Source organism: Sphingobacterium sp. MYb382, assembly GCF_037572665.1.
GTDB lineage: Bacteria > Bacteroidota > Bacteroidia > Sphingobacteriales > Sphingobacteriaceae > Sphingobacterium.
The window spans coordinates 1-25,437 of record NZ_JBBGZT010000023.1 but is presented as its reverse complement, the minus strand read 5'-3'; the positions used below and the strand labels follow the sequence as shown (position 1 = coordinate 25,437).

Here is a 25,437-nt window from a genome sequence, read left to right as displayed (position 1 = left end):
ACAAATATACTAAAATCACCGTCTTTTGTTGTTATCTCTTCAGTGGCTATCTTTTTGCTTTTTGTCTGCTTATCCAGAATTTCTTGTTTCTTCCCATGCGTATGCGTAGTAACAGCTGTTGTGTTTTTCCGAAACGATGGAATATGACATAGATTAGAATGCCTATTCCTACGATGCATAGGTAGCCTAGCAGTGTTTTATTGGCTGCCAGCATCCCATTAAGTTGTATGCTTCTTAAGTTGAAGTTGTTGTTTGGACTAAATAGAATAGTATCATCTACATAAACAGATAGATTGCCCATCTCTTGCCATTGAAGTCTGTATTGAACCCAAGACAGGAGCGAGGTGAATGCACCTAGAGAGATGAATGTACGCCAGACAAGGATAAAGCCAATGGCCGCGAGAAGCTCATGCATTCCTAATTTATCGAGAGTATAATACCATATCGAGACGAAAAGTACCCCCATACCATAGCCACGGAAAAACATAGGTAGCATCCAGCCTTCGTAGCTAAACTCTAGTACCATAGAGAAGTATAAAATAACGGTATAGAATAGGAAGGCGGCGAAACCCGAAAATATAAGCATTTTAACAGGTATTCTGCGGTTAAACCATTTTAGTGATACAACAGCACCCAGTAATAGACCGGGAATCATCATTAGATTTAAAGATGCATTGCGCAGCGGATTGTAGCCGAGTATACCTATCGTAAATATGTTTTGTATGTTGGCGAGTGCCAAGTACATACCTAGGAAGGCGAGCATCAGAATTCCGTGCAACACGTTGCTTCGCGAAAATGCTTTAAGGGGTAAAAAGGGTCTTACCATTAGCTGTTGACGAATGATTACGGTGAAGAGCAAAATTACGAATGCGGCCGTTGCTTCTTTTATGAGTGTTGAGTCAAACCATGCTTGCTGCTTTCCAAATGCCAAAATATAAGCAAGTACCATAAAGCATAGGGTAAACAGTAGGGCGCTCAACCAATCAATGTAGTAAAGTGGCACCTTACGCATAAACCGCAGGTTATGTAAAAAGGATAGGCATAGGAGGGCTGTTGCTAAACATACGGCAGCAATCACCAAATAAGCATGTTGCCAGTTGTAGTGGTATGATAAGGACGTAATGTAATAGCCTGATACTTGCGACATGATTAATACCGAAGTATAGAAAATCGAATAAAATCGACCTCTATTCCCGTCGGAGCTCAAGATAGCCATTAAGGGAAGGAGAATCTCCATCATGCCGAGCATCTTTAGAAAGCCGATAAGCAAAGAGGCTCCGATAATGATTCCCGTTTGGTCGGTTGTTGCCATCACCCAAAAGAGAAAAGCCATTCCGACGAAGCTTGTCGTCAAGATTTCCTTAACTCTAAAGCGAGCTTTGAGGCGCAGAAATAAAGGCATAGCAAGGCCCATACCAATAACCGAAGCATAGTTTGCCCATATTAAATCTTCGGTCATCGCGCCTAAGCTACTTACCATATAGCTAATATTAGCCGTGTAAATGGGGCTAATGCTAAATAGGACAAGTGCCAATATCATAATCAGCAAGAGCATAATGGGCTTTGGTACCCAGTCGTAAAATAGTCCCTGATTATATTTCTGCATAGTGTTTGTTTTTTATTATTTCAGACGGATAATCATGTTCATTCCGACACGTAGCTTATCGACATCTTCTTTACTATTGTTTTCATTAAATTCTATACGCACGGGAATACGTTGCTGCACTTTAACAAAGTTTCCGGTCGCATTGTCAACAGGCACACTGGAATAACGTGATCCTGTGGCGGCTGATATGGCTGTGACAACTCCTTCGAATGGTTTTCCACCTAGCGCATCGGCCGTCATTTTAATTTTTTTGCCGATGGCAATCTTCGGCATTTGAGATTCTAGGAAGTTGGCTGTTACCCATTTTTGATTGTTGAGCACGATGCTCGCCACCTGTTGTCCGGGCTGTAGCAGCTGTCCTTCATTAATAAGTCGTCTACCCATCGCACCATCGTAGGGTGCTGTAATCACGGTGTAGGAAAGGCTAAGCTTAGCCATGTCCAAGGCAGCCTTTGTACGCTTGATATCGGCTTCATTGAGTCCTAATCGTGTTTGCGTTTCAGAAACACCATATTTCACGGTATTCTTTTGTTCTAGCAAGGCTTCGTAGGACGCTTTGGTCGCGTCGTATTCTGTTTTTACCTGATCGTATTGCTGCTGTGTAACTGCTTCTGCCGTGAGTAGGTTTTTATACCTATTCAAGTTTTGCTCGGCATTCCATAAGCGTGCTTTAAGCCCTGCAATATTCGCGTTAGCGACTTCAATATTGTTGGAGGCTGTTGTCACAGCTGATGATGTTACATTTTTAGAGGCTATCGCCGATAGGTATGCCGCCTCGGCTTGCCCCAGTTGGGTTTGCAGTTCGCGGTCATCCAGCACGAGGAGGGTATCACCCTTGTGCACTAGCTGATGCTCCGTAAATCGTATTTCTTTGATATAGGCAGATACGCGTGTATTGATGGGGTTGATAAATTCCTCTACTTGTGCCGATTCGGTATAGTCTTGATCACCAATGTGGAAGTATTTTACGACCATCCAATAGAAGCCTCCAGCAACAATTGCAAAAGTCAATAGGTTGATGATGGTGATTCTTATTTTTGATTTCCTGCGTATGTTTTGTTTTGGATTGATATTGACGCCTGGAGCCTTCGCTTTCTGCGGTTTTACGTTTTCTTTTACTGTTGTATTTTCCATTTTTATACCTATTGATGGTTATAATGTTCCTGTTGCTTTAATAAGGTTATAGTATTGATAGATGATATTAATCTCTGCATTTACATACTGTAACTCTGCTTCTAGTTTGGCGTTGGTTGCATCGGTCATCTCTGCTTGTATAGCCAACTGGTTGAGGTATTTAGCCTCTATGATTTTGTAGTTTTCTTGTGCTAAACCTTGACTCTTCAAGAAGATGTTTGCGTTTTGCAAAGACTCTTTATATTTTACATAGGCTGCATTGACGCTCATTTCTACATTTTCTTGCCATAGCTGTAAGGCTTCTGTCGCTTGCGACTGCTGCAACTCGCCCAGCTTTATCCTTTTCTTACTTTTGTACAGGTTGTCTATACTGTAGCTTAGGGAAACACCCACCTGCCAAGTATTGGAGTACATGTCCATTGCCGGTCTTACGTTGGTGATGGGTCGTTGCATATTGTAGCCGCCCACAGCAGATAGTGCCGGGTATTTATCGGTACGTATTAATTCTGTGTTTTTGGCCGCTAGTTCTATGTTTTTGTTTGCTGCGCGTAGTGCTGGATTCTCGGCGTAGGCCAATTGCACATAGTGCATTTTATCTTCAACAACAGTTCTGTTCGCTATATCTTGCGTGGGCTTAATCACAACGTCTGCTGGTAGACCTAAGGCAACGCCAAGGTTGTGATTTAGGATGTCTACACTGTTTGTCGTTACCAATATAGCCTGATCGATTTGCTGTAGCGTAAGTTCACTGCGAATCAATTCGTTGCGTGTCACGAGTCCTTGATTGTAGTATTTGGTGATATTGTCTTGTCGCTGTTGTGCTAATATTTTGTTGTTCTCATAGACCTTTTTCTGATTCAATAGTTTGCTGATGTCAAGGTAGTTGGAGATGACTAAAAACTTAATCGCTTGTTGGTCTTTTATCAAGTCTAGGCTGGCTAGCTGCTCTCTGATACCGGCAAGTTCTATAGATTTCTTTATGACGCCTCCTTTATAGAGTAGCTGTGATGCCTGTACACCATAGGAATTTCCAAAATGGGGTATAGGCAGTGTGGATACCTTGGAAAAATCTTTATCGAGGATAACGGCGTCGCTGATATATGCTGCGCTCGCTGCTGCGGCGATATTTGGTAGCCTTTGTAGTTTAGCAATCTCTGTTTGCTGTTCCGAAATTTTGATGGCTTCTGCGCTAACCTTCAGCTGTTGATGGTTGGCGAGGGCTAGATTTATAGCTTGCTCTAAGCTGAGTTCTTGTATAGCTTGTGCCTGTATGTTACTTGGTATAAAAAATGATATACTAAGAAACGCTATGGTGATATGCTGTATTAAATCCTTCATTGTATTTTGTACTGTTCATTAAAGAAGGAACAAAGTTAGGGAGGTATATGCGTAATGAAATGATTGAATTGGGTATAAAGATGTTTGAAAGTGGCTTTTTTTAGTGGTTTTTGTGAATAATGTGTGAAAATATATGATTTGTATTCACCTTCTAGTGTCATGGTTTTTTAATGGGTGCTCCGCTACCTTACGCTTGAGGTGATAGTTTTGGGTATGAGGGGATCGACCTTAATCGTCCTCATGTGCAACGAGGATGCTTGTGGATAGCGTTTGCAACGCTGAATGGAGTCTTTTTGTTAATTATAGCCCGTGTCCTTAGCCAGGACTTGGCTTCAAACTTTTTCTTGATAAAAAGTTTGGCAAAAATCAAGGCTGGCATAGGCTGCTATCTTCACTTGAAAATTTCGGAACAAAACTAAACTCGCTCTGCTCAGACAGAGTTTTGTTCTTGCGGAATTTACTGCGCTACGATTTACGCAGCAGATGCCTAGGCCTTCTTCTTAGCAAAGCAAATCTTTTTGTTTTGCAGCGACCTGTCCAAACTGTCATGCTGAGCCTGTCGAAGCATCGTTTGGCACGAGGGTGCTAGGGAGGAGCGTTTTCAACGCTTATAAAAATCTTTTTGTTAAGGGAGTACGTGTCCTTAGCCAGGACTTGGCTTCAAACTTTTTCTTGATAAAAAGTTTGGCAAAAATCAAGGCTGGCATAGGCTGCTATCTTCACTTGAAAATTCCGGAACAAAACTAAACTCGCTCTGCTCAAACAGAGTTTTGTTCTTGCGGCATTTACTGCGCTACGATTTACGCAGCAGATGCCAAGGCCTTCTTCTTAGCAAAGCAAATCTTTTTGTTCTGCAGCTACTTATCCAAATTGTCATGCTGAGCCTGTCGAAGCATCGTTTGGTACGAGGATGTTAGAGAGTAGCGTTATTAACGCTCACAAAAGTCTTTTTGTTAAGGGAGTACGTGTCCTTAGCCAGGACTTGGCTTCAAACTTTTTCTTGATAAAAAGTTTGGCAAAAATCAAGGCTGGCATAGGCTGCTATCTTCACTTGAAAATTCCGGAACAAAACTAAACTCGCTTCGCTCAAACAGAGTTTTGTTCTTGCGTAATTTACTGCGCTACGATTTACGCAGCAGATGCCTAGGCCTTCTTCTTAGCAAAGCAAATCTTTTTGTTTTGCAGCTGCCTATCCAAACTGTCATGCTGACCCTTCGACAGGCTCAGGGTGACAAAGTCGAAGCATCGTTTGGAACTACACCTTGAAATTGCTGTTTATGCGACCCCTGAGGGGCGAATATTATTATCGTTATCGTTTGGTACGAGGATGTTAGAGAGTAGCGTTATTAACGCTCACAAAAGTCTTTTTGTTAAGGGAGTACGTGTCCTTAGCCAGGACTTGGCTTCAAACTTTTTCTTGATAAAAAGTTTGGCAAAAATCAGGGCTGGCATAGGCTGCTATCTTCTCTTGAAAATTCCGGAACAAAACTAAACTCGCTTCGCTCAAACAGCGTTTTGTTCTTGCGTAATTTACTGCGCTACGATTTACGCAGCAGATGCCTAGGCCTTCTTCTTAGCAAAGCAAATCTTTTTGTTTTGCGGCTACCTATCCAAATTGTCATGGTTACCCTTCGACAGGCTCAGGGGGACAAAGTCGAAGCATCATTGTTGGACGTATTCTATTTAAGAAGGGAGGTGAACAAGCAATATCTTATAATTCGGAACTTAAATTTTAAGCAGATTTTCTTTGTCCGGAAATTCCATTTCGTAATTTTCTATCCATTCTTTATACTTCACTTCTTTTAGGTGGGTATAAGCCGTAATCCGGAACTCCTCCGTTGTATTGTTCTCGTTGATACGTTTAACTTCACAGTATAGCAATTCTTCCAAGCAGCGCTTAGCTTCAGTATATCGATTGAAGGCGCGGGCTTTGTTAAATTCCGTTTTCCAGTAGTTTATACCACTTTTCTTAAGTTGTTTTTTTATAATAGCAACGTTCGCACATAGGTAGAAAAAACAGATTAAGACCAATAGCGAAATGGCAGACACGATAAAGTATTCCATTTTATATCTTTTGTTTTCTCAAAAGAAGATAGAAATTACAGTAGATAAAAACGGTTTCCCGTAAAATTGAGGTAATTACATGAAAATTATTTAGCTATTTCTTTGATGCTAGTTCAGGTATAAAATTAGCGAAGAAATCTTTGAAGAATACTTCTAGGCTAGTTTCTTCAAATTCAGTTATAGTATATATTGTTGAAACAGGGATATTGTAACCTTTTACGCTATTAATTTTTGAAATGGTCGATGGTGCTAAATTACATGCATTAGCATATTGGTTTAGACTTGTTTTTTTTCCGTCTATTTTGAAAGGGCTAAAATATCGTTGTTTTATGAACGAGCATAGGCCTTTATTGAGCTCTGATATAGATTTTACTTTTTCCATAATTATTCGTAAAAAATAAAGTGTTCGCTATAGCGAATGATTGAATAAAAAATACTATATTTGATTAAGCGATTATAAAAAAGGCAATTAGCCTGTTAGAAAGACTATTCCTTCCCTTAAAGATTATCCCCTTATATAGATTGCAGTAGCCACAAAGGAGCATAAAAGTAATTTTTATAGTATTATTTAATCATTGCCCAAATCAAAGAGAATAGGTTAGCTAAAGAGAAGCATCTTGCTTAGCAAGGGCAGGGGTGTTTATCCTCTAGAACATAGAACACGCGCTTCACTTTTAGCTATCCTTACCGACCGCAGTATGAAGACATCGTTATAGCCATGAAAGGGTATAGACGCAGGTCAATAGAGTGGTGTGAATTTTTATTATTAAGCAGCTTAAAAATAAAAAACTTTTAGATGATCAGCAAATCTTGTCTATTTATGTGCGAAAAGCAAATCGTATTGTGGTCGGTTCTTTAATTATAGCACCCAATTATTAACACTGAAATCAAGGGAGAAGGTGTTTCGTTCTGTTCCCATCCAAATTTGCTATGTAAAAACTGTATACTTGGGGTTACTATTTCTAGAATTGAGAATATTTCGCTATTCCCGTACCTGCTTATGGCTCTATACAAGATGTTTCATTGGTAGGTTTGTTCTTTATTGGCAATAATTAATGTGCATTTAAATACAGATGGTACTTTTAGTTTACCCCTTAATGGACGTGAAATAAAGTTGAAGATTAATGATTTTAATCCAAGTGATTTGGGACCATTTTTCGTATTCTAGATATAAAGCTTCTTAACGGCGATATGAGTTTGGTCGAACATAGGTTTGCTTTCTTGAAGGGACTATTTAGTAAGGATTAATTGTATACTTTTCATTATTGATGTATAAGTTATGGAACTCATCTTGAGTTGACATCATTCTACTAGAAGTGATAAAGCCGTTTAGTTACCGTTATGAAATACATAATAAATATTTTTTTTCTGGCAATAGTTTTTTTAATACAGTTATTCGTAAGCTGTCAGGAGCCTGAGCCTACAAAAGTACTTTTTGCATACTTTATATTTGAAGAGAACTTTAACGATGATATTGTTTCACTGGCTGTTTCCGGTCATCATTTGGTAAAGGATGATACCATTAGTACTATTAATCAAATAGGCGTTACTAATTTACTGTTAGCATTCTATCAAGTAGGGTCGGATATTTGTGTTGAAGATATGCAAGGAGAAGAGATTTTTCGAACCTCAGGAAAGTTGACAGAAAACTATTCATTTGATGTAACGTTAAATGGTACCATCTTTAAATATGATGTTGATACCCTAAAAGGTAAATATTTGTATTTTTCTAAAGTTGAACATGGGAAGCTTAAACTCATTCAAGATAGCCTCATCAGATATTATGAATAAATGATAGTCGTCTAGGCGTTTAGGTTTTCCATTTTTCTAAGAAGAACAAACCACCTACGTCTTTTTCGATATATATCAATACTGCTATCAAGTTAGTCGCACCTATTTAGCATTAGTTAAACTCCAATAAAAGAGGTAGTTCAATTCTATACCTGTACCAGTGATTAGCTAAAGAGGGAATATTTTAAATAGCAACGCTAAGAATATAGAATTGCTATTTAAAATATGTGTAGATAGTCCGTACTTTGGAGGAGTACAAAAGGAAGTTACAATATTTCAGTAGAGGTTTGTATACCGAAAGTTTTCAGCCTTTCTAAATCTATAGGATTCGTAAGCAAAGTCTCCGGTAAATAGATTTTACCTTGCTCAGGGCTAGTCTGTCCTGCCAATCCTAATACACCTTCCATCATAAGCATAGCGCCTAATCCGGTCATGCTAGATTGCCCTTTAGTACCCGATACTAGTGTTCGTGTTCTACCCGGTGCTCCAGAAGGGAGTGTCCCTTCAATGTCTATGTATACATCATGCGAAGCAATTTCCCCCTTTTGCGTGCCTATAGATTTACCTACCGCAAAATCAAATCTTACATTTTTAGCTCCTGTAATCGCGGCTAAGGATGTAGCATCGAGAGCGGCTAATGGGCTTGCATTGACTTGCTCTCCATTAAACAGTGTTAAAGTCTTAGCATTGTCTTCTCCACTCAGCCACATCCATTTTCCGTCTTTGCGCAAAAGTGAAGGCCCATGGAAGCTATCGAGTTGCTCGATGACCATCGGTCCGATTGGGTCTGTCTCGTCATATAGCGCTGATACTTCTATACTATCTATTTTGCTGAATGCTGCTGCAGCATTTTTAGCAATCAGCGTGGCAATGCCCACTTGCCAATGATCGGCTAATACAACCGTAGAATGAGATGGTTTTTGTAAAGTGTGCAATAGTAAAGAAGTTAGCTCATTGACTAATCTCGTCATGCTTATGTAGTTGATTCCATGTTCCCATGCTTGTTCGATTAAGGCATCAGCAGGGTCGAGCAAAGAGGCTATCACAAGGTCTATTTGTCCGAAATCGGCTAAGTTAAATGGTTTTTGTAAATCCAATGTCGCTAATTCTACGCCACCAAGCTCCGTTGCTAATGGTTTTCCTTTATCCGGATTTCTGCCCGTTAGAATTAATTCTATATCTGGATAAACATTTCTGATATGGCGAGCAATATGGCTGCCAATTTCACCGTAACCACCAGCGATTAATACGCGTTTTTTGTCTAGTTTTTTTGTGTTTAGACCCATCTTTGATTTAATTTGTGTGTATTATTAATAATTAGGTCGCGTGACCATAAAACAAAATTAGGTCAATTGACCTAATTTTTCAAAACTTAATAAATAAGCTTAGATTTGTATGACAAATGAGCAAGAGATTAGAAAAGACAAATAGCATTATTCAGGCGGTACTTTCAGTGTTAGCAACGGAGGGTACGCAAAAATTGTCTATGCGTAAAGTTGCAGAGCAATTGAACATGACTTTAAGTAATCTTCAGTATTATTATAAGGACAAAGACCAATTGTTAGTAGCTGCTGTAGCTTATTTTTTCAAATTATGTCAGGAGGATGTTGAGCAGACTTGGACGGAGTTGAAAGATCATAAAGATTTATCGCTAGAGGAATTCGTAAGAGGAATGTTAGCGCTATTACTTGTCGGACCTGAAAGTCAAGAGAGATTTCTCCTTTTCAAAGAGATAAGGTCTTTGGCTTTGAGGAACGAGGAGCTACAACGAGCAATGGATCAATATTATACAGATTACTGCGATTGGTTTGTGACCTTGTGGTCTGCTTTTTCGAGCCAACCAGAAAGTATTGTTGCTTTATTGGTGCCTTACACGGAAGGTTATGGTATTGTTGGAAATACACTTCCTCTTGAAAGAGAGCAATTAATTGACCTTCTTACACCGATTATCCTTAAACTAAAGTAAACCTTTTCATCGTACAGAATGATGTCGCTTTTGTCGCGAGGCACATAGGATTTTTTTAGCAGACGTTTAGGCTTTCCATTTCGCTAAGAAGAAAGAAAAACTTGTTCCTTTCCCTTCTTCGCTATATACTTCAATTCTACTATCAATTAATTGCGCATAATACATACACATATTTAGCCCTAATCCAGCTCCAATAACAGAAGCCGCGTTAGGGTTTTTATGTGCCATTTGGTCGAGTAGCGAGTCCATGATAGGAGCTGGAAGTCCGGGTCCTGAATCAACAATACTCACCTTCACCTGATCCGATGTATCGTCGTCAAGTACCTGTATAGTTATTGTGTCATGGCTATTGCAATATTTAATGGCATTGTCCAGGAGGTTTCTCATGATTATTTTGAGAATGTCTGCATTACCCATCACGTATAATGGTGCGAGATAGTGCTTGTTTACTAGGATAGATTTTTGTGAAGCCTTTAGCTGATACACTGCTATAGTTTCATTGCAGAGAGCACTAATATCAAATTTGGATGGTGCTTGGCTAAAATTGCTTTTTTTAGTTTTCACCCAAAGGAGGATATCCTCAATAAAATTGGTGAGGTTGTCTATTTCCTTTGTTGTGAATAATAGATAATCATCGAATTGTTTTTGCCCTAATTGATAGCTTTTGAAGTTGTCTAATAAAGACCGAACGGCAATAATAGGGGATCGGATATCATGTGCCAATACGGATATCATGTGGTCCTTGAACTGATCTTCACTCAGGAGCATCGTATTTTTACTTTCGATTACCGCTTTGGCTTCGCGAAGCGTTTTATTATTGCGTTTCTGTCTGTAGTATGCCTGTATAATAAAAAAGGTGGTAGCTACCCCGAAGATGGATAGCAGGATGATTAAGATTAAAATAAATTCCCTTTGTTGTATTTGCTTTTTATGCAATTCATCGGTAAGTTGTAGTTCTTTTTCAAACTGAAAACGCTCTTCGATGCGGATAATTTTTTCTTTCATATCCTTGCTCGATAGGCTATCCGTAGCCTCTGTCGATAAGCGTTGCATCTGCAAGGCCTCCGTTAGGTTTCCTGTTTCTTCATAACGAGCGCCTAGTTTTAACGAAATTACCTTGATGTAGTAGAGCTGCTCTTGATCTTTTGCTAAGTCAAAGGCTCGTTTTAAGTAGGAGAGGCCTAGTTTGTTGTCATTCAACTCATAGTAAGTGTCTGATAGGTATTCTAAGAGCGGTAGGTATTCTGTTTTCTCGCCCGATTTCTCGAAGATATCTTTTGCGGATAAGAAGTAGGCTAAGGCCTCCTGTATTTTTTTCTGATTAAGGGCTATTGCTCCTAAGGATTTCAGGGCGTAGCCTATTCCTTTTTGGTTGTCAAAATGCTTTGCTAAACTTAGCGACCGATTGTAGTAGTCTGCGGCTTTTTTATCTTCCCTTCGGGAAATTAAGATATTGGCTATATTTCCATATACGAAAGAAAGGTTTGTAGAGTCTTTTTGCGCAAGTATGGTCTCTCTACATTTTTCATAATAATCTAGCGCTTTATCAAGGTCTCCTTTATAGTTGTAAACCATCCCTAGGTTGTTCAATATATGAATCAGGAGGTTTGCATCTTTTTTTTCATCACTTAAACGCATTGCCTTGGTGAGGTTTTCTATAGAACGATCATACATGCCTAGGGCTGTGAAAGACATAGATTGATTACTCAGTGCATTTATCAGGTTTGGTTTATTATTAATCTTTTCTGCTTTTTCAATTACCTTTTGGTAGGTGGCTACAGCATCCTTGTATTGGCCCAATTGCCCTTGACCAGTACCAATATCTTGAAGACCTAAAATTTCTCCTGCGCTATATTTGATACCTTGGCTAGAGCGTACAATATAGTCGCCAACAGATTTTAAGGAGTCTGGATGTTTATGCCATATTTGAGTGAGCCTAGCATGCATGGCACGGATAACCAAGGTGTCTTTGGTCAATTCCTTTTTCTCGATGTGGGAAATATCTTGGCCATAAGCACTATTAATGGCTACGCATACAAAGATGGAAATAATATGAAGAGATGAAAAGAGTAGGTTGCGTATGCTCATTAATGCTGATTTGTATCCTGAAAAGATAGCTTGATTTTGTGCGCAAAGATAGCTATTTAAATGGATTAACATTTGCCTAGTTGGTTACGCCGATGTCAATAATAATCAATCTACTTATGGATTATTGGATGATGGCAATGAAATTACCACGATTGATTGTCAAGGCTCTTGTGACTGTAAGGAGCAATACATCCATAGTACGGGAGTGACCCAATGTTCGTGTAATCCATGTAAAATGACTGTAACGAAGGAAAGTATAAAGGAAGTGTAACTTGACTTGTCATAAAAAAACAAATTGACTAACTTTCAACTTCATGGAGGGAAAAAGATGAGTCAAAAAACTATTGGTCTAATAGGCGGAATGTCTTGGGAGAGCTCTTCCGTTTATTATAAAATCATAAATCAAGAGGTTAAGAAAGCACTTGGTGGTGTACATTCCTGTCAATCATTATTGTATTCTGTAGATTTCGAAGATATAGCCGCTTTGCAGTATAAAGGAGATTGGAATCAGTTGGCTGCACGTATGGTGGAGGCTGCGACTACTTTAGAAAAGGCTGGCGCGAGCTGTATTGTTTTATGTACGAATACTATGCACAAACTTGCAGACAATATTGAAGATGCGGTAACAATACCATTTTTACATATTGCTGATGCTACGGCAGAAGCTATTAAAAATCACAACTTGAAAAAAGTAGGGTTGCTGGGTACTAAATTTACGATGGAGCAAGACTTTCTTAAGCAAAGGCTCTTTGATAATCATAGCATAGAAACTATTGTTCCTAATGAGAAAGGTAGGGAAGTGGTGCATAACATCATCTATAATGAGCTCGTTAAGGGGATCGTTACGGAGGAATCTAGACAAGCGTACCTAAGCGTTATAGCGGATCTCATGGCACAAGGTGCTGAAGGAATAATATTAGGTTGTACGGAGATTGGTCTCTTAATTACACCGGAACATACCGATGTGACACTCTTTGATACCACGGAAATACATGCTAAAAAAGCAGTAGACTGGTATTTGAAATAGGCTACTAAAGAATTTACTCATATAGGGATGTTGTAAACCTCTACTCATCCCTAAATAGCCTACTACTAATTCCAATATTAGTAGTAGGCTATTTTGTTGTGCTAAATACAGGCATATCCATTTGCTTAGTTACCTATGTTAAAAAAAGCTAAACCTCTTGTTTGTTTTTGTCTTTGTAAATATCTTTAAAACAGTAATATATGACCTTCTGTTATGAGTGCTGTATATAACTTTAGTCAATTTATACACCGATGATTTTTCTTCATATACAACTTTTAACATCGTTGTATATGGCAATAACCAAAGCTTTAAAACACTAATTCTATGATGAAGGTCTATTTTCCGTTTTTAGTAATTTTAGTTTTTTTTCATGTAGCTGCTATAGCTCAAGTTTCTCCTAAAAACTACAATCTCGATTTTAAGTTGGTTGAAAACAATCTTCCAGCAGGATGGCAGATTGTTGATAGTGAAGGCTACGTTTTTGGGATTGATAGCAGCCAGTTTGTGGAAGGTCGTTCGTCCTTGATGATTAAATCCAATGGCGGTAAAAATGCAGGAGCAGGTGTATTGGTATTTGATATTCCTCATAATCTGAAAGGAAAATCATTAACTTTTGCCGCTCAAATAAAAACAGAAGGGGTTTCCAAGGAGGGAAGTGTTGGCATTTATGGAAGCATTCAGCCTGAGGTTGATTTTCAGAATTTAGAACACCTGAATTTAAATGGTACACAAGATTGGAGACTATGGTCTATTACCTTAAAGCTTGTTCCTGAGCAAACGGATAAAACAAGGATTGGTTTATATCTAATAGGTGACGGAAAGGTGTGGTTTAATGATTTGCGCTTGTTTGTTGATGATATGCCTTATACAGAAGCCTCGATTTACCAGCCAACAGCCGATTCTGTTTATAAATCAAGTTCGCAACTTGCTCCTTTTGAATTAAACCATCACAATCAGCAGCTTTTGAAAAATACGGCCTTAGTCTGGGGGTTAATTAAGTATTTTCATCCAGCTGTAGCACAAGGTAATTGGAATATGGATACCGAATTGTTTAAATTCCTTCCTAAAATTTTGAGCCTTCCATCAGAAGAATTACAAGAAATTGAATTAATTAATTGGATTCGCCATTTTGGTAAAATTCCTTCGGAACGTAGAAATAGGAAAGAAAATGCTGAAATAGCAGGATTAAAATTAAGAACAGATTTGACATGGATTGCTAACCTTAATTACTCTGACAAATTGAAAAATATGCTTCTTCAGCTGTCGGAAGCAGAAGTCCCATATCAAAAAAGATATGTAGAATACTTTGAGGGGACATTTGTACGACGATTCGAAGAGTTTTTTTACAGAAAAGCAAATATTAATGATGTTGGTTTACGCCTACTAGGGCTGTTTCGCTATTGGAATATCATACACTATTTTTCTCCTTACCGTTATTTAACGGAACAACCTTGGGAAGGGGTACTAGATGAATTTATTCCTGCTTTTCATGAAGCCAACAGCTTCGCGGCTTTAGATAGCACTTATTTAAGACTGTTTTCTAAAATAAACGATGGTCATGCTTTTGCTAAACTCTCCAGCACGCACAATGCTACTGTATTTGGTAGCAATAATGTTGGATTTAAAATTAAGTTTATCGATAACAAGGCGGTCGTAGCATCGCTAGGAGTGGATAGTTTAGGTCGTGAGGCAGGTTTGTTAGTCGGCGATATTATATAGGAAGTTGACGATATACCCATCCTTGAATATATTCAATCTAGACGTCCTCTTATTGCAGCATCACACGAAAAAGTAGCTTTAAAATATATGGAATCCAGAACTTTTCAAACTGACCGGAATGTATTGAAGTTAAAATTTTCTAGAAACAATGTCGAAAAGGTGATTGATATCCCTACTATAGCGATAGACTCCCTTCATTCTGTTCCAGAAAAAAGCACAGAACCATTTAATTTGATAAATAATCGTATTGGATATGTTGCCATTGGAAAGTTTAATGATCAACATCTCGAACCTTTACTTAAATTGATGGATGGTAAGGAAGGTTTAATTTTTGACTATAGGGATTATCCAATAGCCGATTTGAATGACTTGTTTTCAAATTATTTATTTCCTGAGAAAAAAACATTCGCCCATTTTACAGGTAATAGGGACCTTTCCCCGGGTGAGTTTGCTGTCTCAGGCTTAAGTAGTGTTGTAACTTACAATCCTAACTATTTTAAAGGAAAGGTGGTGATCTTAATAGATGAAAGTACACAAAGTGCTGCGGAAACCCAAGTTATGGATTTTCAAACCATTCCTGGGGTAATAGTTATCGGAAGACATACTGCAGGGGCCAATGGAAATATCTTTTGGATTCCGCTACCTCTTGGCTTTGAGACTGCTTTCTCTGGAATTGGCGTTTATTATCCGGATGGGAGAGAAACACAGGGTATAGGTATCGTTCCTGATATTTACGTTGAGCTTACTTCGGAGGATGTCAAAAATAAAGTAGATCGTATATTAGAAACTGCTATTCGTTTATTTTAATGGTATAGCCGAGACTTGTTTCAGCGACATCATGACTGATGATGTTTTTGCTTAACGCGGCTTTAACAATGCTTTCGATTCCTTTTACCTTAATTGGGTTTCCATTGGGAACTAATTTCCCTATTTCGTTGCGTTTCGAACGTGGAGATAGCAAAACGTAGCGTAAAGGCTCCAGGATATATTTATCTTCCGGACCTGCTTTTAGATGGGACATATTTATTCTTGCCGTATTTATCAAATAACTAAGAGCTTCCGATAAAAGTGGGATAGTAATCGAATGCTGAGTGCTGATACGTATATTGTTAGGTTGGTTTAAATTTAATTGGCTGATAAGTTCCGTTCGAACAATATGGGGACCATCAAAATATTTACTGACTATGTATTCAGCAGGATTTGTTGGGTGAGGACTTAATTTCGCGACTCCTCGAAGGAGCATGGCTGCTGCATTAGTACCATCACCTAGCGTAATATCAAGTCCTGAAGCATGGTCGTATAGTTTATAGGGTTCTTTTTGTAAATTGTGGTTGTGCGCTTGTACATCTTTAAAAGTTTCTCCATAGTAATAATACTCAAATTCAACAATCCGGTATTTAGCATCGTTTATTTCTAGGAGTGAATCAAAGGCCACTTCTTTAGCTAATAGTTGTATGCTAGCTTGTAAGGCTGTCTCATTGTTGAAGTCAAGTTTAGTTTTAAACATAAGGAAATACTTTAATTGGTACTAATTTTAAGTCGTTGTTTCTTCAAAGTTATAATAATTTCAGTTTAATACAAGCGTGCGTTTGTTTTACCCATAGTGAAGAGAACGCGATTTCGTATAAATCGCTAACATATTTTAATCGTTGTTGCTTTCCATTTCTTGTGCTGCTGCGGTAAGCAGGCGCCACATGGGCGATAGCCTTGATCGATAGCCTCTTGTTCATTGAAAAAAAAGACTCTGTTTTCCTTGTTCATACGTTTTCCTGCTTTACAATGGAGCAATCCGTATATTTTATTTTTCTTATAGCCAGCCATTTTTATAGTTCCGTGGTGAATTAACTTAAAAATTGCTGATTTGGATAGTTCGCTGTGTAGGTACATTTGTTAAGTTTTAACAAACTTAATCAGAAACTAGGGTGTTAAAAATCTGATTCTTGCGTTGTCGTTTCTTTACTATAGCTTGTTTTATTTACTTATATTTAGTTGAGATATACTATTTATATATTCAAATTAAAATCCTCTCCATGAAAAAAATAGCCTTAATCAATGGACATCCAAATGCTGCTGCCTTCAATTTCGGTCTTGCTGCTGCTTACAAAGCAGGCGCTGAAGAGGCTGGGGCTGAGGTGCGTGAAATTGTAATTCGTGCATTGGACTTTAACCCCAATCTGCAATTTGGCTATCAGCAGCGCATGGAGTGGGAACCCGACTTGGTGAAAGCTTGGGAAACGATACAATGGGCAGATCATCTGGTGTGGGTACATCCGGTTTGGTGGGGTGGCTTGCCTGCTATCACTAAGGGATTTATCGATCGACTATTTCTACCCGGGATGGCTTTTAGGTACCGCGAGAATTCCGTTTGGTGGGATAAACTCTTAAAGGGTAAAACTGGCCATATCATGACGACGCTCGATCAGCCAGGAATATTTTATTGGCTCTACTTTGGTCGCCCTAGTGTCAATCAACTTAAGAAGTCTACACTCGAGTTTTGTGGGGTGAAGCCCGTGAAGGTATCTTACTTCGGGATTATCAAAACGGCAGATGCCGCAACACGGCAGCAATGGCTGAACAAAGCACGACAACTAGGACAAAGGCTGAAATAAAACACTTAAAGTTAGAGTCATTGGTATTTACTTTAGCTTTCAAGTAGGATAGCCTAATCAATTGATACTTATCACCAGGTACGGTTAAATATCTTTTTATTTTCAGCGGAGAAAGTAATAGAGTAATGGGAAGTAATTCGCTTGTGTTTGCCCATCATATAAATTACATCCCAAGGTTCAAGTCTTTTAATCGCCCGAATAGCCTCACGTTGATAACGTTTGTCAATTTTTTCTTCCTTTGCTATTTGTATTTCGTCAATTTTTCCATCTTTATCAGCAGAGAAGGCGATGTTAATTTTTACACTTCTCTTTGGAATGGGAATTGTTTTCCAGTTAATATCGTAATGCAAGAAATCCATTGTACTATTCGGTTGATACATCCAGTTTATTTTTGATTTAGTGGCATCTACAAGGAATACTTGTTCTATGTTTCCATTGTTTATACGGAAATATAGTTCCGGTATTGTGACACTTATAGTTGACGCTTTTATGTAAGGAACTACAATGCCCTTAGGTACTATGAGGTCTGTCGTTAGCCAATCTGCCTTCAAGCGTCCGTTGATGTATTTACTCCCGAATAGACTTGTTAGGTTGGCTTTTATTTTATCGTTGGGATAATCACAGCCATGAATCGCCGTTAGATAGAGTTCACCTCCGACAATCTCCCAATGCGCGATATAACCTCGCCAACATGCAGTGCTAATATCCATTTCTTGTGTCCCAAATAATTTTGGCTTAAGACGCTTAATTTCGGGGTGTAGCTCTAAAGGATTTGCATAAAGTCGATATGTTTTACCTTGAAAAGTCAAGAAATCAGAAATTTGTTCGGTTGCATATACCTTAGCGGATAGGCTCGTGAAGCAGTATAAGGCAAAAAGTATAATTATAGTTTTAATACGTTTCATAATCCTAGTTCTGTAGTATGAGATGCATGATACACTTTTTTCCATAAATAGATGCATGAATACGGTGGATGTTGTGCATTAGCGTATCGTAGTGCAATAGTAATTAATTCATTTTTCGAAAGGAGGGTGTTAAAAATGAAATTATCCCAACAATAAAAACCAATCCGCCAAGCATCACGAAGACAGTGTTTAAGCCGACGCTATCAACCAAAAAGCTAGTGCCTACTAGTGCAAACACCGTTGGCAACACGTCTAGGCTATAATATAATGCAAATACACGCCCCAGCATCTCTGATTGCATCATCTCCTGTACGGTAGCCGTAAATCCAGAATTGTAAAAAGCGGCGGAAATACCGCCCATACTGACTAAGACGACAAAAAGGAAGAAATAGTCTGCCGATAAAAAGCCTGATAGCAAGAAGGCAAAACCTAGTAAAACATGAGCAAAACTCACTAAGTATACCTTACGGATTCGTATATTCCATATGCTCAGTAGTGCCCCACCTAGAAGGGCGCCTGTACCCCATACCGTTTCAACAATACCCATTTCAAACTTCCCTCCGTTAAATTGCTTTATCGTCATCAGCGGTAGCAAAACAGCAATGGGCATGATACAAATTCCTGCAATGGAACAATATAAAAAAAGCAAGCTGAGACCTTTACTTTTGCGTACTTCACGGTAAGCCACTTTCATTTCGGTGAATACTTGTTTTATATTTGGCTTGCCCAAAACCTCCTGTTTAGTGGCAGGTATTGCAATAAAGAATAGCGATGTTATGGCAAGCATTGCACCGGCAATATCTAATAATAGGACATTGCCAATAGATAGAAAGCCTACTGCGAGCGCGCCTAAAGCAGGGCCAGCTATATTGGATACTGACTTTATGATTTGATTAATGCCCGCAATACGTAACAGCGCTGACCTTGGAGCTAGAAGGGGGATGGAAGCCTGCATGGCAGGCATATGAAAGGCGGAACCTATAGAGCGAAAGGTCAATACTGTATAAATGAGGATAAGGTTTTCGTAGCCTAAATAAAAGCTTATCGACATAATGAGGGTACAGAAGGCGACAAAGCCATCAGACAGCATCATGGTTAATTTGCGGTTCCAACGGTCGACAAATACCCCTGCAAACGGACCGATTAAACCTTGGGGCAGTAAGCCAGCAATAGCTGCGTAAGTGAGTACTTCGGCAGATTCCGTTTTTAAACTGAGCCATATGATGATAGCAAAGTTGACGGCCGAACTACTGATTAAAGAGAAAAATTGTCCTGTCCACAGGATAAAGAACTTTTTTTTCCAATTAGGTATTATCATATATCCGCTATTATTTCAGTGAAATTGGCTGTAAAGTAACGGCGATAAATACCCTTATGTATTTGGTAAAGTAATGAAACGGTTAGATCCGTAGATGAAACGTTTTAAAAGGAGGATGAAGTTAATAGTCCATCCAACTTTTAAAGGCTGTAGATTTTTCACGACTTATAAGTACTTCAGCTTCTGATTGGCCTTTTAGCTCTACTTTCAATTTTCCATTAAAGTGATTAAATATGCTTTTGACGGCGTCGATGTGGATGAGGTATTGTCGGTTAGCACGATAGAACTCTTGCGGGTTTAGCTGCTTTTCCAACTCTTCTAATGTTTGTGAGATAAGTTCCACCTGGTTGTTTTTCAGAAAAGCTTTCGTATTTCCCCATTCTGAATAAAAATAGTGAATATCACTTGTCAATAATGTTTTGTAGCCATCCCTAAAAGGTAATAGAAAACGCTTACGGTAACCTTTCGGACTGAGGAGCTCTGCAAGGTTCTCTAAGGTTGTTTGTGTTAGCGCTGCGTGTGGAAACATATCTTCGTAGCGTTGTAGCGCTGCGGTTAGTTCGTCTTGTTTTATGGGTTTAAGGAGGTAGTCTATGCTGTTGTACTTAAATGCTTTTAGTGTATATTCATCATAGGCCGTTGTAAAAATAATAGGAGCAGTGACTTCAACTAGGTTGAAAATTTCAAAGCACAAGCCATCCGATAGACGGATATCCATCAGGATAAGGTCAGGCTGTACATTGTTTTTAAGCCATGTTACAGATGCTGCAATAGATTCTTCCGTAGCTACAATGTCGACATTAGGACAAACATGATGAAGCAATCGTTTTAAACGATCGGCATTAGGCTTTTCATCTTCTATTAGTAAAACGGTTTTCAATCTCATACCAGCGGAATTATAACAGTGTATTTGGATGGCGTAATCTCTATTTTGGGCGTTGGAAGATTTAATAGCTCGAAGCGCTTGATGATATTTGGTAGGCCTAAACCTGCTGTGCTTGGCTTGTTAACCAACGGAATTAAATTGTTTGATATACGAAGTAGCATTGGACTATCTGCAATAATTTCGATGATTAGCGGGGTGGCTTTTGCCGTTTGGTTGTGTTTAATAGCATTTTCGACAAGTAACTGTAACGTAAGTGGCGGTATCGTCTTTGTTAAAACACTTTTCTCTATATCGTATATAATCGAAACCCCTGTGCCCAAGCGCTGCTGTATCATATAGATGTAGGCATCTAAAAAGTCCAGCTCTTCTTTCAGTGCAATGGTGTTTTTATTGGAGTTGAGAAGCAAGTATCGATACACTTCAGCAAAGTGCTCTGCATATTCATAGCCTGCTTGCTGATCCGCTAGAATAGTTTCCGATAGGGCACTCAGGTTGTTAAAAATAAAATGGGGGTCCAGCTGTAACTTTAAGGCTTGTAGTTCGGCTACCGTCGTTGCGTGTCGTAGTTCTGATTGTTGTAATTTAAGTTCGGCAGCTTCAAGGGTAGTCTTTTTCCAGTTTTCAAGTAAAGAGTCTATGCTATGTATACTGCTGATAAGTAGGGATACTAAAATGGTGTTTGCTATAGATTGTGCAAACCAGGTTATTATGCTCGGATAATCCTTGTTCATTACACGATTATAGAGCATTGTAAATAGGATATTAAATAAAAGGATAATAACAACACTTGCGACAACTTGCAACAGTGTTTGTACAATAAATCTCTTCCGTGCGCCCCTTTCTAAGGGCAAGATTCTGCTCAATTTATCATCAACAAAGAGGCATATTTCTACTGTAAGGATGCTGAAAACGGACATCCATAAGAGGCTGGTTAGCCCTTCACCCAAGGGGTTGTTTAAATAGAATGTCCATATTTCCGAAAAAGGATCGATTAGATAATATAGGAGGTAGGAGGCCAACAGTGCCGATATGTACAAAAGTAATCGTCTTTTTGTAGTAGAAATTAAAAATTGCTTTTTCACTTGCTTAGTCACGGCCATTCTCTATAAAGTATAAAGATAATAGGAATTGCCCCAGTAGGCAATCTTTTTAGGAGGATGCTTTCCAGTTTGTCTTCAAAATGATTTTAATTTATGCTGTTTTAAATCCTATATTTAAGAAAAAAATGTCTTCTAATATTGATTATTAGGACTTCGTTGCTAACTAAAAAATTAATGCCGTATCAAAACTTATCTATGGTTAACTACCGGTTTATTATTGGTTATCTTTTTTTGACGCTGCTGCTCACTCATTCAAACGTAGCACACGGACAACTGTCAGAAAAGCAAATTAAGTATGATATTGCCCGGCTAAGGGATTATAATCAAACCTATGAGAAGTCAGTTATGCTTAAGGCTTATGAAGAAAAGCTATCAAAAATTGAGCAATTGCTCCTTAATCAAATTTATTTGGGGAAAAGAGGACCAAATAAAGATGTGTATAGGGAATACTTAGAGCGAGCTATAGGGATGGATTCAATATTTTATGATGACGAGTTAGGTCAGCGCTATGATTATCATGTGCTTAATCCTATAATAAATTATAGACATTCGCAACGGTTGACGAAACTAGAATATTATAAAGCTGTTTATTATTCTTTCTTTGAAAAGGATTCAGATCGTTTTATTCCTGTATATGAAATTCCCTTTTTAAAGGATAAGTATGCCGATGTTATTTATCCGATAAAGGAAGAGGGGGGAAACCATACTTGGTATTGGTTGAATCCTGATATTAGATAGTACCGGTATGTATTTTTATTTCCTTTTCCTGATTTTTGTAGCAAATTTTGGAGTAGAGCCTTATTAGCCTAGGATGCCAAAACCTAAGGTTTTCATAAAATTTAAGACTTTTTAACATTTTATTTATTGTTAGCACAACATTATGTTAAAACTAGACGTTTATAATTGCAAGAAGTTAAGAATGGGAAGGTCCCGCTATGAAATTGTTCTTCTTCTTGATCGGTAATTTATGTTGTTTGAAGCTATATAATGCAATTCCTGATGGGAGGGACTGTAGCCGTAACATAATTATCGAATGGACTAACTAACTTATTACACACGCTAAAAAGGATTGATATGGAATTTGTTCAATTAAATCACCAGGTTTTGAAGCATCTTGAGCATAAAGGCTATAACGTGCTTACATCGAATGATTCGATAACGGAGGCATCTCCTTGTTGGTACCCCGAAAGTGTACAGGATCTTGACGGCTATCTCCGCATTTTGGAAAGCACACCCTTCTGTGAAGCTAATGTGCTTATTATTCAAGATACACTCGTTTATATTCGTGAAGACGAATTGGTGGGCGTTGTTTTGATGCAAGCTGCGGTTTAGATTATTTTTAAACTTATAGTCATGTAAGAAAAGCTTTAGGTCGTTATTCAGCTTAATGGCTTTTGATGCTTATCCCTCAAATAAAATTTATAAAGCCTCGCTAGTTGTAGCGAGGCTTTTTGTTGTATAAAAAGTAAATTCAAGTATGTTATTAGGGAATATGAACTAACTTTCTGTCGGATTTAAAAATCCGCTCTAGATTGATTGAAGTAACAAAATGTTCCTCTAGGCTATATGAAATATCTGCATATTATTAATCTATAGGAGTAACATCTTTATTGCTTGTTGATTTTGAAGGTCGAATCTTGTGGAGCCGTATGTTGCGTAGCAAATTCTGTTGTAGTTATCTTCTATTTTAACCATTCTTTCGCATGACAGTTTCTTATTTCGTGATAGCACGACAATTACCTACAGAAATATTAAGCTTAATGTATCTTCGTTTGATAAGATACTGTAGGATTCAAATAAGAAAAATGTTAAATTAAATATCTTTTAAAAAATGTTTTTAACACTCATGTATTACATTAACTCGTTGATTGTTTCTTTTGTACATCAATAAATCTTTATAGTATATACGGTTTCCCGTATTAGAATTATTCTTTCGTATTCTATATTTATACAATATTTTTCTATCTATAAAAATCTAATATCTAATGGAAAAACCAGTTATTATAAAATGGGGTACGAGATACTGTGCGTTATGAATATCATCTGTAAATGGATTTGTAAGGGTTTGTATAATAGATTGACTACCATAGCTATTTTAAATATAGTATAGAGTTTTTTATATAAAAGTTCAACGTCAAAAAAGAGTGGTTAATTGTTTTAGAAAGAATATGAAATGCAAATAATACCTAAAGATTTTACATTATTTGGTTTATTGAACAAACCAAATGAACAGTTTGAAATACCTTCTTACCAGAGGAGGTACGCTTGGAAATACAATCAACAGTCTGCTTTGTTCAAAGATATAGATATGTTAATGCCAAGTGATGGACATTTGTTTGGTATGTTAATATTACATACAGGCATGTATCATGGCGGGGTAAATAGCGTTCAAGTTGTTGATGGACAGCAACGATTGACTACTATCTCTATTTTATTGTATACTTTACTTAACAAGTATAAAGAGCTTGAAAAGGATTTTAATGTTTCGCAAATTTCTCAACTATTATTTTGTGAAAACACTAATAACAAGAAAACGCCTAAAGTTCAATTGGGCGATTTGGACAATAGTGATTACTTATATTTATTAAGTGGGCAGTATGATAAAATACAGAATAAACGAATTTTGGAAGCCTATAATACCTTTAATTTATTCATCATTGAAGGGTATAACGAAGGTGGAGAATTGTGGTTAGATGGATTTTTTCAAAAGTTGGTCCATACAGCTAAGATAATTCGTTTGGATGTGCCCAATGCCCAGGATGCATATAAGCTGTTTGAAACGATTAATAATAGAGGATTGAAATTATCATCAACAGATATTCTTAAGAATTTTGTTCTCGGGCACGCTGCTAAGATTAGTGAGGATAAATTGATGCTGGCAAAGGAGCGATGGGCTGAGCTTATTATTGCCTTGGATGGTATCCCGACTGATGATTTTTTTAGACAGTATGTTACGAGTGTGTATACGAGAAAGATTACTGCGAGTAAATTGATTGAGGAGTTTAAGAAGCATTACTTTAAGCATGTATTAGATGTGGATAAGCTTGGTGAATTTCGATATAACTTTGGGATGGAATCATCAGAAGAAGTATACGATGAGGATACTGAAGAAGGAGATGATGTTTTAGATATTGAGGCTATTGAGGAAGCTGAGGTATTATCTAGTTCACGCATTGATATCATTGAATATTTGCAAAAAATAGTCGATGCGGCAGTTTGTTATAATAAAATATGGAACAGGTCATTTGAAGATAAGAAAATAGATAAGCTGCTATATAATCTACAATGTGTCCGTAGTTTTCCGTCTTACATATTTTTAATGCACTGGTAGACTTACCTGTTTTTCAGACAAATTAAAAATGTTAAATTAGTTTGTTATATATTATGAAAAAGAGCAAGTTTTCCGAATATCAGATTGTCAATATTCTCAAGGAATATGAGTCAGGAAAGGCCACAAAGGATATCTGCAGAGAGCACGGGATCTCAGCAGCTACCTTCTATCAATGGAAGCAAAAGTACGGAGGTATGGATGCTCAGCACCTTAAAGAGCTGAAGGCTCTTCAAGAAGAGAACGCCCGTCTAAAGCGGATGTTTGCAGATTTAAGTCTTGATCACCGTATCTTAAAAGATATAATTGAAAAAAAGCTCTAAAGCTTTGTGAACGTAAAGAGCTGGTGAACGGTGCTATAGATGAGCAAGGAATCAGTATTCATAGAGCATGCAAGATTGTCTGTATGAGTCGGAGTATGTACTACTATGACCACAGAAAGGACGATCAAATAGTTATTTCAAAATTAATGGATCTGGCCTCCAGATATCCCACAAGAGGATTTGAAACCTATTTTGGTAAGATACGGCTGGAAGGTCTGCTCTGGAACAGAAAAAG

General features: G+C 37.9%; 23 protein-coding genes. 10 read left to right on the top strand and 13 right to left on the bottom strand.

All coding sequences use genetic code 11. From position 1 onward, the window contains the following. Positions 1-46 precede the first annotated feature (46 nt). The 5 genes from WH223_RS09740 to WH223_RS09720 all read right to left on the bottom strand — a co-directional run bounded on the left by WH223_RS09740 (position 47) and on the right by WH223_RS09720 (position 6,524). Positions 47-1,606: an MFS transporter gene (locus WH223_RS09740; protein ID WP_340047429.1), complete on the bottom strand. Its 1,560-nt coding sequence runs from the start codon at positions 1,604-1,606 to the stop codon at positions 47-49. A 15-nt stretch (positions 1,607-1,621) separates the two neighbouring features. Further along, the gene (locus WH223_RS09735; protein WP_340047428.1) at positions 1,622-2,740 is read right to left on the bottom strand and encodes an HlyD family secretion protein; all 1,119 of its coding nucleotides are present in this window, start codon (positions 2,738-2,740) and stop codon (positions 1,622-1,624) included. An 18-nt stretch (positions 2,741-2,758) separates the two neighbouring features. Further along, the gene (locus WH223_RS09730; protein ID WP_340047427.1) at positions 2,759-4,078 is read right to left on the bottom strand and encodes a TolC family protein; all 1,320 of its coding nucleotides are present in this window, start codon (positions 4,076-4,078) and stop codon (positions 2,759-2,761) included. Positions 4,079-5,803: 1,725 nt separating this feature from the next. Then, entirely contained in the window at positions 5,804-6,142 is a 339-nt protein-coding gene (locus WH223_RS09725) for a hypothetical protein (RefSeq protein ID WP_340047426.1), read from the bottom strand. A gap of 94 nt (positions 6,143-6,236) precedes the next feature. Beyond that, positions 6,237-6,524, bottom strand: a complete 288-nt coding sequence (locus WH223_RS09720) for a hypothetical protein (RefSeq protein ID WP_340047425.1) — start codon at positions 6,522-6,524, stop codon at positions 6,237-6,239. A gap of 959 nt (positions 6,525-7,483) precedes the next feature. Between WH223_RS09720 and WH223_RS09715 the strand changes: the two genes are divergently transcribed. Continuing rightward, a complete protein-coding gene (locus WH223_RS09715; protein WP_340047422.1) occupies positions 7,484-7,933 on the top strand; it encodes a hypothetical protein in 450 nt (149 codons plus the stop codon). 266 nt (positions 7,934-8,199) lie between these two features. On the opposite strand, the gene WH223_RS09710 is transcribed toward WH223_RS09715, so the two are convergent. Beyond that, complete coding sequence (locus WH223_RS09710) at positions 8,200-9,219, bottom strand: hypothetical protein (protein WP_340047421.1); 1,020 nt, start codon at positions 9,217-9,219, stop codon at positions 8,200-8,202. 116 nt (positions 9,220-9,335) lie between these two features. Between WH223_RS09710 and WH223_RS09705 the strand changes: the two genes are divergently transcribed. Next, positions 9,336-9,899 carry a TetR/AcrR family transcriptional regulator gene (locus WH223_RS09705; RefSeq protein ID WP_340047419.1) on the top strand — a complete coding sequence of 188 codons (564 nt, stop codon included), beginning with the start codon at positions 9,336-9,338 and terminating at the stop codon, positions 9,897-9,899. 66 nt (positions 9,900-9,965) lie between these two features. Here the strand turns inward: WH223_RS09705 and WH223_RS09700 are convergent, their stop codons facing one another. Then, entirely contained in the window at positions 9,966-11,987 is a 2,022-nt protein-coding gene (locus tag WH223_RS09700; RefSeq protein ID WP_340047418.1) for a tetratricopeptide repeat-containing sensor histidine kinase, read from the bottom strand. 328 nt (positions 11,988-12,315) lie between these two features. On the opposite strand from WH223_RS09700, the gene WH223_RS09695 reads away from it, so the two are divergent. The 3 genes from WH223_RS09695 to WH223_RS09685 all read left to right on the top strand — a co-directional run bounded on the left by WH223_RS09695 (position 12,316) and on the right by WH223_RS09685 (position 15,540). Beyond that, positions 12,316-13,014 carry an aspartate/glutamate racemase family protein gene (locus WH223_RS09695; RefSeq protein WP_340047417.1) on the top strand — a complete coding sequence of 233 codons (699 nt, stop codon included), beginning with the start codon at positions 12,316-12,318 and terminating at the stop codon, positions 13,012-13,014. Positions 13,015-13,338: 324 nt separating this feature from the next. Continuing rightward, positions 13,339-14,733 (top strand): hypothetical protein, encoded by a 1,395-nt coding sequence (locus WH223_RS09690; RefSeq protein ID WP_340047416.1) that lies wholly within the window; start codon positions 13,339-13,341, stop codon positions 14,731-14,733. Between the two features lie 87 nt (positions 14,734-14,820). Beyond that, positions 14,821-15,540 (top strand): S41 family peptidase, encoded by a 720-nt coding sequence (locus WH223_RS09685; RefSeq protein ID WP_340047415.1) that lies wholly within the window; start codon positions 14,821-14,823, stop codon positions 15,538-15,540. Here the strand turns inward: WH223_RS09685 and WH223_RS09680 are convergent. Further along, entirely contained in the window at positions 15,524-16,240 is a 717-nt protein-coding gene (locus WH223_RS09680; protein WP_340047414.1) for a hypothetical protein, read from the bottom strand. The genes WH223_RS09685 and WH223_RS09680 overlap by 17 nt on opposite strands. Before the next feature lie 125 nt (positions 16,241-16,365). Continuing rightward, positions 16,366-16,620 (bottom strand): Ada metal-binding domain-containing protein, encoded by a 255-nt coding sequence (locus tag WH223_RS09675; protein WP_340047413.1) that lies wholly within the window; start codon positions 16,618-16,620, stop codon positions 16,366-16,368. Between the two features lie 143 nt (positions 16,621-16,763). Here WH223_RS09675 and WH223_RS09670 point away from each other — a divergent pair, with 143 nt between their 5' ends. Beyond that, complete coding sequence (locus tag WH223_RS09670) at positions 16,764-17,342, top strand: NAD(P)H-dependent oxidoreductase (RefSeq protein WP_340047411.1); 579 nt, start codon at positions 16,764-16,766, stop codon at positions 17,340-17,342. Between the two features lie 71 nt (positions 17,343-17,413). Here WH223_RS09670 and WH223_RS09665 read toward each other — a convergent pair whose 3' ends face one another. The 4 genes from WH223_RS09665 to WH223_RS09650 all read right to left on the bottom strand — a co-directional run bounded on the left by WH223_RS09665 (position 17,414) and on the right by WH223_RS09650 (position 21,551). Beyond that, positions 17,414-18,247 (bottom strand): hypothetical protein, encoded by an 834-nt coding sequence (locus WH223_RS09665; RefSeq protein WP_340047410.1) that lies wholly within the window; start codon positions 18,245-18,247, stop codon positions 17,414-17,416. 103 nt (positions 18,248-18,350) lie between these two features. After that, a complete protein-coding gene (locus WH223_RS09660) occupies positions 18,351-19,565 on the bottom strand; it encodes an MFS transporter (RefSeq protein WP_340047409.1) in 1,215 nt (404 codons plus the stop codon). Positions 19,566-19,686: 121 nt separating this feature from the next. Next, positions 19,687-20,451, bottom strand: coding sequence for a LytR/AlgR family response regulator transcription factor (locus tag WH223_RS09655; protein WP_340047407.1), 765 nt, complete (start codon positions 20,449-20,451; stop codon positions 19,687-19,689). After that, on the bottom strand, positions 20,448-21,551 hold the full coding sequence (locus WH223_RS09650) for a sensor histidine kinase (protein WP_340047406.1): 1,104 nt from the start codon (positions 21,549-21,551) through the stop codon (positions 20,448-20,450). Before WH223_RS09650 ends, WH223_RS09655 begins: the two co-directional genes overlap by 4 nt. Positions 21,552-21,725: 174 nt before the next feature. Here WH223_RS09650 and WH223_RS09645 point away from each other — a divergent pair, with 174 nt between their 5' ends. The 4 genes from WH223_RS09645 to WH223_RS09630 all read left to right on the top strand — a co-directional run bounded on the left by WH223_RS09645 (position 21,726) and on the right by WH223_RS09630 (position 25,202). Further along, positions 21,726-22,289 carry a hypothetical protein gene (locus tag WH223_RS09645; protein WP_340047404.1) on the top strand — a complete coding sequence of 188 codons (564 nt, stop codon included), beginning with the start codon at positions 21,726-21,728 and terminating at the stop codon, positions 22,287-22,289. 336 nt (positions 22,290-22,625) lie between these two features. Further along, positions 22,626-22,883 (top strand): hypothetical protein, encoded by a 258-nt coding sequence (locus WH223_RS09640; RefSeq protein WP_340047402.1) that lies wholly within the window; start codon positions 22,626-22,628, stop codon positions 22,881-22,883. 841 nt (positions 22,884-23,724) lie between these two features. Further along, positions 23,725-24,882: a DUF262 domain-containing protein gene (locus WH223_RS09635; RefSeq protein ID WP_340047401.1), complete on the top strand. Its 1,158-nt coding sequence runs from the start codon at positions 23,725-23,727 to the stop codon at positions 24,880-24,882. A gap of 53 nt (positions 24,883-24,935) precedes the next feature. Further along, a complete protein-coding gene (locus WH223_RS09630) occupies positions 24,936-25,202 on the top strand; it encodes a transposase (RefSeq protein WP_340046301.1) in 267 nt (88 codons plus the stop codon). Positions 25,203-25,437: the final 235 nt, after the last annotated feature.